Annotated in this window: 7 protein-coding genes and 1 tRNA gene; all 8 read left to right on the forward strand. The window is 72.2% G+C overall.

Annotated elements, in window-relative coordinates; all coding sequences use genetic code 11:
* Positions 1-215 precede the first annotated feature (215 nt).
* The 8 genes from ACIRQH_RS09065 to ACIRQH_RS09100 all read left to right on the forward strand — a co-directional run bounded on the left by ACIRQH_RS09065 (position 216) and on the right by ACIRQH_RS09100 (position 13,641).
* On the forward strand, positions 216-806 hold the full coding sequence (locus tag ACIRQH_RS09065; protein ID WP_358815454.1) for a small secreted protein: 591 nt from the start codon (positions 216-218) through the stop codon (positions 804-806).
* Positions 807-1,037: 231 nt separating this feature from the next.
* Entirely contained in the window at positions 1,038-2,567 is a 1,530-nt protein-coding gene (locus tag ACIRQH_RS09070) for a class I SAM-dependent methyltransferase (protein WP_358815455.1), read from the forward strand.
* Positions 2,568-2,939: 372 nt separating this feature from the next.
* A complete protein-coding gene (locus ACIRQH_RS09075; protein ID WP_388875975.1) occupies positions 2,940-3,137 on the forward strand; it encodes a hypothetical protein in 198 nt (65 codons plus the stop codon).
* Between the two features lie 272 nt (positions 3,138-3,409).
* A complete protein-coding gene (topA, locus tag ACIRQH_RS09080; protein ID WP_404224867.1) occupies positions 3,410-6,223 on the forward strand; it encodes a type I DNA topoisomerase in 2,814 nt (937 codons plus the stop codon).
* Positions 6,224-6,517: 294 nt separating this feature from the next.
* Positions 6,518-9,889 carry a dTMP kinase gene (gene tmk / locus ACIRQH_RS09085; RefSeq protein WP_404224868.1) on the forward strand — a complete coding sequence of 1,124 codons (3,372 nt, stop codon included), beginning with the start codon at positions 6,518-6,520 and terminating at the stop codon, positions 9,887-9,889.
* A 548-nt stretch (positions 9,890-10,437) separates the two neighbouring features.
* Positions 10,438-11,643, forward strand: coding sequence for a DNA polymerase III subunit delta' (locus ACIRQH_RS09090; protein WP_358815459.1), 1,206 nt, complete (start codon positions 10,438-10,440; stop codon positions 11,641-11,643).
* A 232-nt stretch (positions 11,644-11,875) separates the two neighbouring features.
* Positions 11,876-13,459 carry an alpha/beta hydrolase gene (locus ACIRQH_RS09095; RefSeq protein ID WP_404224871.1) on the forward strand — a complete coding sequence of 528 codons (1,584 nt, stop codon included), beginning with the start codon at positions 11,876-11,878 and terminating at the stop codon, positions 13,457-13,459.
* A 108-nt stretch (positions 13,460-13,567) separates the two neighbouring features.
* Positions 13,568-13,641, forward strand: a tRNA-Thr gene (locus tag ACIRQH_RS09100).
* Positions 13,642-13,657 lie beyond the last annotated feature (16 nt).

The following is a 13,657-nucleotide window of genomic DNA, read 5'->3' on the forward strand; positions in this document are numbered from 1 at the left end:
GGCGGGGGGGGGGGGGGGGGGGGGGGGGGGGGGGGGGGGGGGGGGGGGGGGGGGGGGGGGGGGGGCCCCCCCCCCCCCCCCCCCGCCCTGTGTGTGTTCACTTCGGGGCCGTGAGCCTTCTCTCGCTTGGTGCAAATGGCTTCAAATGATGTCTTAGCGGACATTCGGCATACTGGTGTCGCCCGCTTGGCGTGTATGTTCCGGGGCCGAGAGCCATGGAAGGGACCAAACCGGTGAACAAGAAGCTCGCGGCCGCACTGTCCGGCGGTGCGGTACTGGTACTCGCGCTGTCCGGATGCAGCAGCGACGACGGCAACGACAAGCTGGACTCCTGGGCCAAGCAGGTCTGTGACGCGGTGAAGCCGCAGGCGCAGAAGATCGAGGACGCGAACGCCGCGATCCAGAAGCAGACCTCGGACAACAGCACGCCGGAAGCCGTCCAGAAGACGGACGCAAAGGCCTTCCAGGACATGTCCGACGCCTACGAGGCGATCGGCACCGCCGTCGACAACGCGGGAGCGCCGAACGTCGACGACGGCAAGACGAAGCAGGCCAACGCGGTCAAGGAACTCAAGGGCATCTCGGCGTCCTACGCCGACCTGAAGAAGCAGGTCGACAAGCTCAACACCAAGGACCAGGCCAAGTTCGCCGACGGTCTCAAGGACGTCGCCACCCAGCTCGACAAGCTGAGCCAGAGCGGGAACGACGCGCTGAAGAAGCTGGAGGAGGGCGACGTGGGCAAGGCGATGTCCCAGCAGGAGAGCTGCAAGACCGCTTCGGGGAGCCCGGCGGCCACCCAGGGCTGAGCCGTCCGCGGTCGATCTGGTGAGCACCGGAGTCCCGGAAGCCGCCAGAAGCTGACCCCCGACGGACCCCCCGAGGCGGAAGCCTTCCGCGCGCCGGCACGCCGAGAACTTGATGCTCTCGGCGTGCCGTTCTCGGTGGCGCCTTCGGCCAAAGGGTTCGGCGGGGTTGTCCACAGACGCCGACAGGGCTCTGTCCACAGGTGCGGGTGCCCGCGGACGACAGCGGACACAATGGGAGGCGTGAGTCACAGCAGCCTGTCACCCTTGCCCTCGTCCGACCGCGCCGACGTCGCCGCCCGGCTCCGGAGCGCCCTGCTCGGCGCCTCCTTCACCGCCGACGGACTCCTCGACCTCCTCGGCGCCCCCGCCTACGCGGCGCTGGCGCGCAGCGAGACCGTGCCCGCCCTCCGGGCGACAAGGGGCGACACACCGCTGGAGACGCTCGTCCGGCTGTTCCTGTTGCAGCAGCCCGTGCCCCACGCACGCGTGGCCGGCGTGCTGCCCGTCGAGGACGCCTTGGAGAGCGGCTGGCTGACCTCGGCCGGCGACGACGAGGTGGCCGCGACCGTCGACATCCGCCCGTACGGCGGACTCGACGGCGAGGACTGGTTCATCGTGTCCGACCTCGGGTGCGCCGTCGGCGGCGCCGGTGGCATCGGCAGCCGGGAGGAAGGTGTCGTCCTCGGTGTGGGCGGCGCCTCCACGACGCTGGCCGGCATCACCGTCCGCACGCCCGTCGACTCCGCGCTCGACCTCGGCACCGGCTCCGGGATCCAGGCCCTGCACGTCGCGCAGCACGCCACGCGCGTGACGGCGACCGACCTGAACCCCCGTGCCCTGCACATCACCGCGCTGACCCTCGCCCTCTCCGGCGCGCCCGCCGCCGACCTGCGCGAGGGCTCCCTCTTCGAGCCGGTCCACGCCGACGAGACGTACGACCTGATCGTGTCGAACCCGCCCTTCGTCATCTCGCCCGGTGCCCGGCTCACGTACCGCGACGGAGGCATGGCCGGGGACGATCTGTGCCGCACGCTCGTTCAGCAGGCGGGGGACCGGCTGAACGAAGGGGGGTACGCCCAGTTCCTGGCCAACTGGCAGCACGTGGAGGGCGAGGACTGGCAGGACCGGCTCCGCTCCTGGGTGCCGCGCGGCTGTGACGCGTGGATCGTGCAGCGGGAGGTCCAGGACGTCACTCAGTACGCGGAGTTGTGGCTGCGCGACGCCGGAGACCACCGCTCAGACCCTGCGGAGTACCAGGCGCTCTACGACGCGTGGCTCGACGAGTTCGAGGCACGCAAGGTGAAGGCCGTCGGCTTCGGCTGGATCACCCTGCGCAGGACGTCCGCCGCCGAGACGTCCATCACCGTCGAGGAGTGGCCGCACTCGGTGGAGCAGCCGCTCGGTGAGAGCGTGCGCGCCCATTTCGACCGGGTCGACTATCTGCGGGCGCACGACGACGCGGGCCTGCTCGCCGGGCACTTCAGGCTGGTGACGGAGGTCGTGCAGGAGCAGGTCGGGCTGCCCGGTGCCGAGGACCCGGAGCATGTGGTGCTGCGTCAGCACCGCGGGATGCGCAGAGCGACCAAGGTGGACACGGTCGGCGCGGGCTTCGCCGGTGTGTGCGACGGCACGCTGAGCGCCGGGCGGATCCTCGACGCCATCGCCCAACTGGTCGGCGAGGATCCGGTGTTGCTGCGTGACCGGACGCCCGCACAGATCCGCCTGCTGGTGGAGCAGGGGTTCCTGGAGCCGGTCGAGTAGCGAGAGAGCGGCACGGGCGGACGTGCCGGATCGGGCGGTGCGGCCGCGCGGCGCCCCGCCCGGGGCGCGGAACCGGCCAACCTCTCCGGGGTCGGGTGGTGCGGGTGGGGCGAGCCCGTGGGTGCCGGTCGGCGGCAGTCTGCGGGTCGCCACGCCGGACACGGTCTACAACGTGCGGCGGGGCGGCGGGTCCGGACAGGACGGGCCGAGACCCGGTCGAGGCCCGCACGGGGCGGGGGTGAGGCTCGGTACGGGCGTGGTCGAGGCCCGGCATGGGGCGGCGGTCGCCGTGCGTTCACCGTGGGTTCGCGCCGACGTCGCCGGGGCGTGTCAGCCTCCCGAGTCCGAGGCTCGGGGCGGAAGGGCAGATCCATGGAAAGCGGACCGACGATCTTCACAGGGGTGGTGTTCGCCCTGTTCGGGGGCGGGCTGCTCGCCTGGACCGGAATCCGGCTGCGGCAGGGCGAGCCGGTGGCCCACGGTGTGAACCGCGTCGCATCGGCGACGCTCGCGTCCCTCGCCGGAGCAGTGGCGCTCATGGTCGGAATGTGGTGCTTCACCCGCCTCTGAGGCAACCCCTCACGCGCGAGGGACAACGCGCGTGAGGATCGCGACTTCGGTAACTGGGAAGTTACGCTCCGGATGGGCCCGAAAGAGCTGGTCGGCACTCCGGGCGGCAGGAATGGCGGTAGTCGGGTTACCGTTCGAGTGGCCGTTGCGGGCTTTTCCCGTTTGACACGGGGGCGGGATGTACCGTCACACTCCGCAGCGTCAGCATGACCCGAACCCCCGGGAGCCGAGCCCCCCGGGGAGCACCGCGTCGACCGGAGAGAAGAGCGAAGTTGTCCCCGACCAGCGACACCGCACACGGCGGCCGCCGACTCGTCATCGTCGAGTCGCCTGCCAAGGCGAAGACGATCAAGGGCTATCTCGGCCCCGGCTATGTCGTCGAAGCGAGCGTCGGGCACATCCGTGACCTTCCCAACGGCGCCGCGGAGGTGCCCGAGAAGTACACCGGTGAGGTCCGCCGTCTCGGCGTCGACGTGGAGAACGACTTCCAGCCGATCTACGTCGTCAATGCCGACAAGAAGGCCCAGGTCAAGAAGCTCAAGGACCTGCTGAAGGACTCCGACGAACTCTTCCTCGCAACCGATGAGGACCGCGAGGGCGAAGCCATCGCGTGGCACCTCCTGGAGGTCCTGAAGCCCAAGGTTCCCGTCCACCGGATGGTCTTCCACGAGATCACCAAGGACGCGATCCGCAGCGCCGTCGCCAACCCGCGCGAGCTCAACAAGCGCATGGTCGACGCCCAGGAGACCCGTCGCATCCTCGACCGCCTCTACGGCTACGAGGTCTCGCCGGTCCTGTGGAAGAAGGTCATGCCGCGCCTGTCGGCCGGCCGTGTGCAGTCCGTGGCGACCCGGCTCGTCGTCGAGCGGGAGCGCGAGCGCATCGCCTTCCGTTCCGCCGAGTACTGGGACCTGACCGGCACCTTCGGCACCGGACGCACCGGCGACGCGAGCGACCCGGCCAACCTGGTCGCCCGTCTGACCGCGGTCGACGGCAAGCGCGTCGCCCAGGGCCGCGACTTCGACTCGCTCGGCCAGATCAAGGGTGCGAACACGCTCCACCTGGACGAGACGAACGCCCGCGCGCTCGCCGCCGCCCTCCAGGACACGAACTTCGCGGTCCGCTCGGTCGAGTCGAAGCCGTACCGCCGCTCGCCCTACGCACCGTTCCGTACGACGACGCTCCAGCAGGAGGCCTCGCGCAAGCTGGGCTTCGGTGCGAAGGCGACCATGCAGGTGGCCCAGAAGCTGTACGAGAACGGCTTCATCACCTATATGCGTACGGACTCCACGACCCTGTCGGAGACGGCGATCGGTGCGGCCCGCGCCCAGGTCACGCAGTTGTACGGCGCCGACTACCTGCCGGCCCAGCCGCGCACGTACGCCGGGAAGGTCAAGAACGCGCAGGAGGCGCACGAGGCGATCCGTCCCTCGGGTGATCGTTTCCGCACCCCGGCCGAGACGAGTCTGACCGGCGACCAGTTCAGGCTGTACGAGCTGATCTGGAAGCGGACCGTCGCCTCGCAGATGAAGGACGCGGTCGGCAACTCCGTCACCGTGAAGATCGCGGGCGCGTCCTCCGACGGCCGGGACGCCGAGTTCAGCGCGTCCGGCAAGACGATCACGTTCCACGGCTTCCTCAAGGCGTACGTCGAGGGCGCGGACGACCCGAACGCCGAGCTCGACGACCGTGAGCGCCGCCTCCCGCAGGTCGGCGAGGGCGACCCGCTGTCGGTCCAGGAGATCACGGTCGACGGCCACGCCACCAAGCCGCCGGCCCGCTACACCGAGGCCTCGCTGGTCAAGGAACTCGAAGAGCGCGAGATCGGCCGCCCGTCGACGTACGCGTCGATCATCGGCACGATCCTCGACCGCGGTTACGTCTTCAAGAAGGGCACGGCCCTCGTGCCGTCCTTCCTGTCGTTCGCCGTGGTCAACCTCCTGGAGAAGCACTTCGGGCGGCTCGTCGACTACGACTTCACCGCCAAGATGGAGGACGACCTCGACCGCATCGCGCGGGGCGAGGCGCAGGCCGTGCCGTGGCTGCGGCGGTTCTACTTCGGTGAGGGCGAGGCGACCGGCGCCGCCGAGGCCGGCAACGGCGACGGCGACCACCTGGGCGGCCTCAAGGAGCTCGTCACCGACCTGGGCGCCATCGACGCCCGCGAGGTGTCCTCCTTCCCGGTCGCCAACGACATCGTGTTGCGCGTCGGCCGCTACGGCCCGTACGTGGAGCGTGGCGAGAAGGACTCCGAGAACCACCAGCGCGCCGACGTGCCCGAGGACCTGGCCCCGGACGAGCTGACGGTCGAACTCGCCGAGGAACTGCTCGCCAAGCCGAGCGGCGACTTCGAGCTGGGCGCGGACCCGCAGTCGGGTCACCAGATCATCGCCAGGGACGGCCGCTACGGCCCCTACGTCACCGAGGTGCTCCCCGAGGGCACCCCGAAGACGGGCAAGAACGCCGTGAAGCCGCGGACGGCCTCGCTGTTCAAGTCGATGGCGCTCGACACGGTGACTCTTGAGGACGCCCTCAAGCTGATGTCCCTGCCGCGCGTCGTCGGCAAGGACGCCGAGGGTGTCGAGATCACCGCGCAGAACGGCCGGTACGGCCCGTACCTGAAGAAGGGCACGGACTCGCGGTCGCTCACGGCCGAGGACCAGCTCTTCACCATCACGCTGGAAGAGGCGCTGGAGATCTACTCCCAGCCCAAGCAGCGTGGTCGCGCGGCCGCCAAGCCGCCGCTCAAGGAGCTGGGCGAGGACCCGGTCAGCCAGAAGCCCGTCGTGGTCAAGGACGGCCGTTTCGGTCCGTACGTGACCGACGGCGAGACCAACGCGACCCTGCGGTCCGACGACAGCGTCGAGGAGATCACCCCGGAGCGCGGCTACGAGCTGCTCGCCGAGAAGCGCGCCAAGGGGCCGGCGAAGAAGACCGCGAAGAAGGCGCCGGCCAAGAAGGCGACCGCCAAGAAGGCGCCGGCGAAGAAGACGGCAGCGAAGAAGACGACGACGGCGAAGACGGCCGCCACCAAGGCGCCCGCCAAGAAGACCACCGCGAAGAAGACGGCGGCCTCCGAAGGCTGAGCCGGTCTCGGCCCGAGGCCGGCCTCGTCGGCCGAACTCACCCGAGACCGGTGGAAACCAGCCGAATCCGGAGGCTTCCGGAGAGAGTGGCCGACTCGGTCGGTCGCTCCGGCGGTCCCGCCACCGGAGAGACGAAGCCGGGCTCCAAGGCCCGTGAACTTTCCGCGATCCGGCGGTGTTCACAGGCTTCCCGCCCACGTCAGAGCATGTACGCCCCCGTACCGAAAGGTGCGGGGGCGTCCGTATGTTCGGGCACCCCTTCGGGGAGTCAGTGGGTCCGGATAGGCTGGCAGGATGACGCGAGCCGAGCAGCCAACGGCCCACAATCCGGCCCCCGACGACTCCCTGGTCGCGGATTCACGCGAGCGCGCCGTCCGCGCGCTGTTGCGCCAACCGCAGTTGAAGCGGTTGTGGAGCGCACACCTTGTGGGAGGTGTCGCGGACGCGCTCGCCCTGCTCGTCCTGGTCGTCCTCGCCCTCCAGGCGGCGATCTCCGAGGGCTCCTTCGGCGGTGGCTACCGCGGAGCGGCCCTCGCCGTGGCGGCCGTCTTCGGGGCACGCGTCCTCGCGACGCTGCTCTTCGGAGCCGTGCTCCTTGGGCCCCTGACCACCCTGACCTCACCGGACGGTCTCCTCGACCGGCGCTGGACCATGCTCGGAGCGGACGGTCTGCGGGCCGGGCTCCTCATCGTCGCGCCGATGTGGATCGACTGGACCCCGGACAACGCCTTGGCCGTTCTCCTCGTCATCGCCTTCGTGGCCGGAGTCGCCGAGCGGTTCTGGTCGGTGTGCCGCGAGGGCGCGGCCCCGGCGCTGCTGCCCGCGCCGCCGCCGGAGGGCGCCACGGTGCGCCCGCTGCCCGACCACATGGACGCGCTGCGGCGGCTGTCGCTGCGTACGGCGTTCATCTCCGTGCCCGTCGCGGCCGCCACCCTCGTCGTCGTCTCCCTCGTCAGCAACCTGCTGGGCGCCGGGATCGACTGGTTCGACCAGCACCAGGCCGCCCTCGCCTCGTACGTCGCGGCCGGACTCTTCGCGGCCTGCCTGTCCGTCGTCACCTTCCTCGAACTGCCCGACGCCCGCACCCCCCGCGCGCGCTCGCCGCTCGAAGGACTGCGCCGCCCGAAGACCGGCACCGGCGTCGACAAGGGCCGCACCGGCGCGATCCCGCTCCTGGTGCCGGCCTGCGCGGCGGTCGCCGGAGCCATCTCGGCCGCCGTCGGAGTCGCCGTCCTGGAGGCCAAGGACCTCGGCGGCGGACCGGTCACCTACGGACTGCTGGTGCTCGCCGTGACCGGCGGGGTCGTCGCCGGCATCCGCACGGCGCCCTCGCTGCTCCCGTCGCTGTCGCGGCGCAGGCTGCTCGCCCTCGCGATCGCCTTCACCGGCGTCGCGCTGCTGGCCGCCGGGCTCGTCCCGGACGTCACCACCGTGCTGCTGATCGTCGCCTTCGCGGGCGTCGGCGCGGGCGTCGCCGCCAACACCGGGCACGCGTTGCTCGACCAGGAGACCGAGGAGTACCGGCGCGCCCGGACCACGGAGCACCTGCACGCGGTCGTACGGCTCGCCGTGGGGGCCGGCGCGATCGTGGCGCCCCTGGTGGCCGCCGCCATCGGCCCGCACCGCTTGGAGAACGGCAAGTTCGTCTTCGCGCACGGCGGCGCCGCCTTCACCCTGATGCTGGTCGGCGCGCTGCTGCTGCCCGTCGCCGCCGTGGTGCTCGCGAAGGTCGACGACCGTTCCGGGGTGCCGCTGCGCAAGGACCTGCTGGACGCGCTGCGCGGCGGCGACGATCCGGACCAGGTGCCCACCACGAACGGTTTCTTCGTCGCCCTGGAGGGCGGCGACGGAGCGGGCAAGTCGACGCAGGCGCAGGCCCTCGCCGACTGGATCCGCGGCAAGGGCCACGAGGTCGTCGTCACCCGCGAGCCGGGCGCCACGCCCGTCGGCAAGCGGCTGCGCTCGATCCTCCTCGACGTGTCGTCCGCCGGGCTCTCGCACCGCGCAGAGGCGCTGCTGTACGCGGCCGACCGCGCGGAGCACGTCGACACGGTGGTGCGGCCCGCTCTGGAGCGCGGCGCCGTCGTCATCTCCGACCGCTACATCGACTCCTCCGTGGCCTACCAGGGCGCGGGCCGCGACCTGTCCCCGACGGAGATCGCCCGGATCAACCGGTGGGCGACCAACGGTCTGGTCCCGCACCTGACGGTGCTGCTGGACGTGTCTCCGGAAGCCGCCCGCGAGCGGTTCACCGAGGCGCCCGACCGACTGGAGTCGGAGCCGCTGGAGTTCCACACGCGCGTGCGGTCCGGTTTCCTCACGCTCGCCGCCTCCGACCCCGGCCGCTACCTGGTGGTCGACGCGGCCCAGGAGCCCGAGGCCGTCACCACGGTCGTCCGGCACCGGCTCGACATGATGCTGCCCCTCTCCGAGGCCGAGGTGAAGGCACAGGAGGAGGCACGCAAGGCCGCCGAGGAGGAGGCCCGGCGCAAGGCCGAGGCCGAGGCCGCCCGCAAGGCCGAGGAGGAGCGCCAGGAGCGCGAGCGGCAGGAACAGCTCGCGAAGCTGCGCGCCGAGGAAGAGGAGCGCAAGCGGCGCGAGCTGGAGGAGGCGCAGCGGCGCGAGGCCGAGCGGCAGGCGGAGGAGGCCCGGCAGCGCGCCGAGGAATCCCGCCGTCGTGCCGAGGAGGAGCGGGTCCGCCAGCTCGCCGAGGAGCAGGCCCGCGCCGCCGAGCAGGAGCGTCTGCGCCGGCAGGCCGAGGAGGAGGCACGTCTGCGTGCCGAGGCCGAGGAGCGTCGCCTGGAGAAGCAGCGCAAGGCCGAAGAGGCGTTGCTGCGGGCCGAGCAGGCCCGGCAGCTCGCCGCGGACGCGGCGGCCGCTTCGGCAGCCGCGGCGGCGTCGGCCGGTTCCGCGGCGTCGAAGACCGGAGCGGGCTTCGGGAGCGGTGCGCCGGCCGGTGGAACGACCGGGGCCGCTTCCGGTGCCCCCGGTACGGGACGCGCCGACGAGGCCGGGAACGCGTCGGCGTCCGGGTCCAGGCCCACCGCGCCCGCGTCCTCGCGGACCGCGCCGGCCCGCGTGCCGGACAACGAGACGACGGTGCCCACGCCCGTCGTACCCGACCCCTCGGCCGCGCGGCCCGCGGACGAGACGGCCGTGCTGCCCGCGGTGCGACCGGACACGGGTGGCGCCGACCGTGGCGACTCCGGGGCGTCTTCGACGTCCCGCGCGGAGCCGCGGCGCGACGTCGAGGAGACGGCCACGCTGCCGAAGCCGCCGACGCCCGACCGCGCGGCGGACGAGACCGCGGTCCTGCGGCCCGTCACCCCGGGTGAGGCGGACGAGACGGCCGTGCTTCCTCCGGTACGGGACCGGGGCGCGGAGGCTTCGGCCGAAGCGCCGTCCGGTGCTCCGGCCGACCGGATGCCCCGGGGCTTCTTCCGCGACGAGCGGCAGGCGCCGACGCCGGAGCAGAACCCCGAGAGCGCCGTCGACCGCACGCGTGAACTGCCCCAGGTGGACGAGACGGGCACCCCGCGCCGCCGGCCCCGTTCCGACTGGGCCGAGGAGACCCCGCTCGACGACCTGCCGACCCTGGCGGACGAGCTGCTCGGCTCGCGCGACGACGACGACCGGGACGAGGGACGCGGCAGGCGCCGCCGGTAGGACCGGGCGGGCGGGCTGCCGATCGGCCCTGGCCGGCGGAGGGCGCAGGAAGGTGCGGCGCGCCTGAACCCGGCCGGGGCGGGCTCGGTGGACTCCGTGGACGCCGCTCGGTGGGCGGCCCGGCACCGGGGCTTTCCGAACCCGGCGCCGACAGTGGGCACGTCCGGCATCCGCTGCCTGCCGCCGGCACTGCGGGAGCAGGCGGTGGGGGCCGACCGTCCGAAGGGTGGCTCGCGGAGCCGTGCCGCAGGAGCCGGGCGTCGAGCACGGCTGCTGCCGAACGGATGCCCGGAGCGCGGTGTCGAAGTACACGAGCGGCGACGGCCGCCAGGGAGCCGGGCGCCGAGGGCCGTTCGCGGAGGCCGGCGCAGGCCCGGTGTCGGAGGCCGATTCGTGACGGCACAGGCCGGGCTCCGGCCGCTGGAGGCCCGATCGCGGTAGCGGGCCGCACGCTCTCGATGCCGAAGAATGGACCGTCGGGGCCGATTGTCGGTGGCGACCCGCACAATGGACGACGCACGACAAAACGCGACGGAAGGGCGGGCCCCATGCCTGTGTGGGACGACCTGGTGGGCCAGGAGAAGGTGAGCGAGCAGCTCGCCGCCGCTGCCCGGGACGCCGACGCCCTCGTCACGGCCGTCGCCGCCAGCACGCCGGTCCCCGAGGCGTCCAGGATGACGCACGCCTGGCTGTTCACCGGCCCGCCCGGTTCGGGCCGTTCCACCGCGGCGCGTGCCTTCGCGGCCGCGTTGCAGTGCGTCAGCCCCGACCGCGCGCTCGGCGGAATCCCCGGCTGCGGGTTCTGCGACGGCTGTCACACGAGCCTGGTCGGCACCCACGCCGACGTGCAGATCGTCCGCACCGACCTGCTGTCCATCGGCGTCAAGGAGACCCGCGAGCTGGTCCGCCGCGCGCAGTTGTCCCCGGCCGTCGGGCGCTGGCAGGTAATCGTGCTCGAGGACGCGGACCGCCTCACGGAGGGCGCGGGCAACGTCCTGCTGAAGGCCGTCGAGGAGCCCGCGCCCCGTACGGTCTGGCTCCTCTGCGCGCCGTCCATCGAGGACGTGCTGCCCACCATCCGCTCCCGCTGCCGGCTGCTCACGCTGCGCACCCCGCCGGTCGAGGCGGTCGCCGACATCCTCGTACGGCGTGACGGCGTCGAGCCCGATGTGGCGGCCGTCGCCGCGCGTGCCACGCAGGGGCACATCGGGCGGGCCCGTCGCCTCGCCACCGACCCGAGCGCCCGCAAGCGCCGGGCCGCGGTCCTCAAGCTCCCGATGCGGGTCGACGACGTCGGCAGTTGTCTCAAGGCGGCCCAGGAGCTGATCGACACGGCTGCGGAGGACGCGAAGCAGCTCGCCGAGGAAGTCGACGTCAAGGAGACCGAGGAGCTGAAGACGGCGCTCGGCGCGGCGCAGGGCGGCCGGATGCCGCGGGGCACGGCGGGCGTGATGAAGGAGCTCGAGGACCGGCAGAAGCGCCGAAGAACGCGTACGCAGCGCGACAGCCTCGACCTGGCGCTGATCGACCTCACCATGTTCTATCGCGACGTGCTTGCCCTTCAGCTCGGCTCCCGCCTGGCCATCGCCAACGCGGAGGCGGGGGACACGCTGGAGCGGCTGGCCCGCGGCAGTTCGCCGGAGTCGACCCTGCGCCGCATCGACGCGATCGCCGTGTGCCGCGAGGCACTCGACCGCAACGTCGCGCCGCTGCTCGCGGTGGAGGCGATGACGATGGCGCTGCGGGCGGGCTGAGCCGGGTTCCGCGGGAGGGCCGGGTTCCCTCTCGTGCCCGTCGTGCGGACGGGGTTCCCGGCAGCGGGGCGGGCCTCCGCGCGTGGCACAGGCCTCCCCTGTGAGGGCGTTTCTTGTCCGCTCCGCCCGGTCAGGAGGTGCCGCATCCGGTGACAGGTTGACCGAGTCACTCGTACGAGCCGCACAGGCGACTGAAGGTGATCAATTGATCGCGCACGGTTACGCTCGCGAGATGTACCTGAGGCGCACCTCCCGGCCGACCCGACCCCTCCGCGCGAGCGGCGTGCTGCTGGCCGCCGCGGCGTTGCTCATCTCCGCCTGCTCCTCGGGGAGTTCCACGGCGACGGCCGCGAAGACGGACGCGGTGCTGACCGCGTTGCCGCGTGCCACCCCGGCGGCGCTGTCGCCGTACTACGCGCAGAAGCTGAACTGGCGCAGCTGCGGTGTCCCCGGCTTCGAGTGCGCCACGATGAAGGCGCCGCTCGACTACGCGAAGCCGGACGGCGGTGACGTGCGGCTGGCGGTCTCCCGCAAGAAGGCCACGGGGCCGGGCCAACGCCTCGGTTCGCTCCTGGTCAACCCGGGAGGCCCCGGCGGCTCGGCCATCGGCTACCTCCAGTCGTACGCCGGCATCGGGTATCCGGCGGACGTCCGCGCCCGCTACGACATGGTCGCGGTCGACCCGCGGGGGGTGGCCCGCAGCGAGCCGGTCGAGTGCCTCACCGGCCCCGAGATGGACACGTACACCCAGACCGACAGCACCCCGGACGACGGCCGGGAGACGGACCAACTGGTCGCCGCGTACAAGAAGTTCGCGGAGGGCTGCGGAGAACGGTCGCCCGAACTGCTGCGGCACGTCTCCACCGTCGAGGCGGCCCGGGACATGGACATCCTGCGGGCCGTCCTCGGCGACGGGAAGCTGAACTACGTGGGGGCGTCGTACGGGACGTTCCTCGGAGCGACGTACGCGGGGCTCTACCCGGAGCGGGTGGGGCGGCTGGTGCTGGACGGCGCGCTGGACCCGTCCCTGACCGCGCGCAAGCTCAACGAGGAGCAGACGGCGGGGTTCGAGACGGCGTTCCAGTCCTTCGCGAAGGACTGTGTCCGGCACAGCGACTGCCCGTTGGGCGACGCGGGTACGGGCCCGGACGAGGTGGGCCGCAACCTGAAGGCGTTCTTCCAGCAGCTCGACAAGACGCCGATCCCGGCGGGCGACGCGGACGGCCGCAAGGTCGGCGAGGCGCTCGCGACGACCGGGGTGATCGCGGCGATGTACGACGAGTCGGCGTGGCCGCAACTGCGCGAGGCGCTCACCTCGGCGATGAAGGAGAAGGACGGCGCGGGCCTGCTCGCGCTGTCCGACAGCTACTACGAGCGGGACGCCGACGGGAAGTACGCGAACCTGATGTTCGCCAACGCCGCCGTGAACTGCCTCGACCTGCCGTCCGCCTTCTCCACGCCGGACCAGGTGGAGGAGGCGCTGCCCTCGTTCGAGAAAGCGTCCCCCGTGTTCGGCGAGGGCCTCGCCTGGGCCTCCCTGAACTGCGCCTACTGGCCCGTGAAGAACACCGGGGAACCGCACCGCATCGAGGCGAAGGGTGCGGCCCCGATCCTCGTCGTCGGCACCACCCGGGACCCGGCGACCCCGTACCAGTGGGCCCAGTCCCTCGCCTCCCAGCTCTCCTCCGCGACCCTCCTCACCTACGTCGGTGACGGGCACACCGCGTACGGCCGCGGCAGCGCTTGCATCGACTCCGCGATCGACCGCTACCTCCTCCGGGGCACCCCTCCCGGGAAGGGAAAGCGCTGCTCGTAGCCCTGCCGCGCGCACACCTCCCGGAGGCCTCGGGGGGTGTTCGGAGCACCCTTCGAAACTGTGTAGACTTACCGACGTTGCTGATCGCACCATAGGTGTGGGCAGCGCGCCGCCTTAGCTCAGATGGCCAGAGCAACGCACTCGTAATGCGTAGGTCTCGGGTTCGAATCCCGAAGGCGGCTCTGTAGAAGCCTCAGG

The sequence above is a fragment of the Streptomyces sp. NPDC102279 genome (assembly GCF_044766365.1).
Lineage (GTDB): Bacteria > Actinomycetota > Actinomycetes > Streptomycetales > Streptomycetaceae > Streptomyces.

Coding starts and splice junctions, on each gene's coding strand:
- ACIRQH_RS09065 (WP_358815454.1), top strand. CDS start 216: ATGGAAGGGACCAAACCGGTGAACAAGAAGCTCGCGGCCGCACTGTCC.
- ACIRQH_RS09070 (WP_358815455.1), top strand. CDS start 1,038: ATGGGAGGCGTGAGTCACAGCAGCCTGTCACCCTTGCCCTCGTCCGAC.
- ACIRQH_RS09075 (WP_388875975.1), top strand. CDS start 2,940: ATGGAAAGCGGACCGACGATCTTCACAGGGGTGGTGTTCGCCCTGTTC.
- tmk (WP_404224868.1), top strand. CDS start 6,518: ATGACGCGAGCCGAGCAGCCAACGGCCCACAATCCGGCCCCCGACGAC.
- ACIRQH_RS09090 (WP_358815459.1), top strand. CDS start 10,438: ATGCCTGTGTGGGACGACCTGGTGGGCCAGGAGAAGGTGAGCGAGCAG.
- ACIRQH_RS09095 (WP_404224871.1), top strand. CDS start 11,876: ATGTACCTGAGGCGCACCTCCCGGCCGACCCGACCCCTCCGCGCGAGC.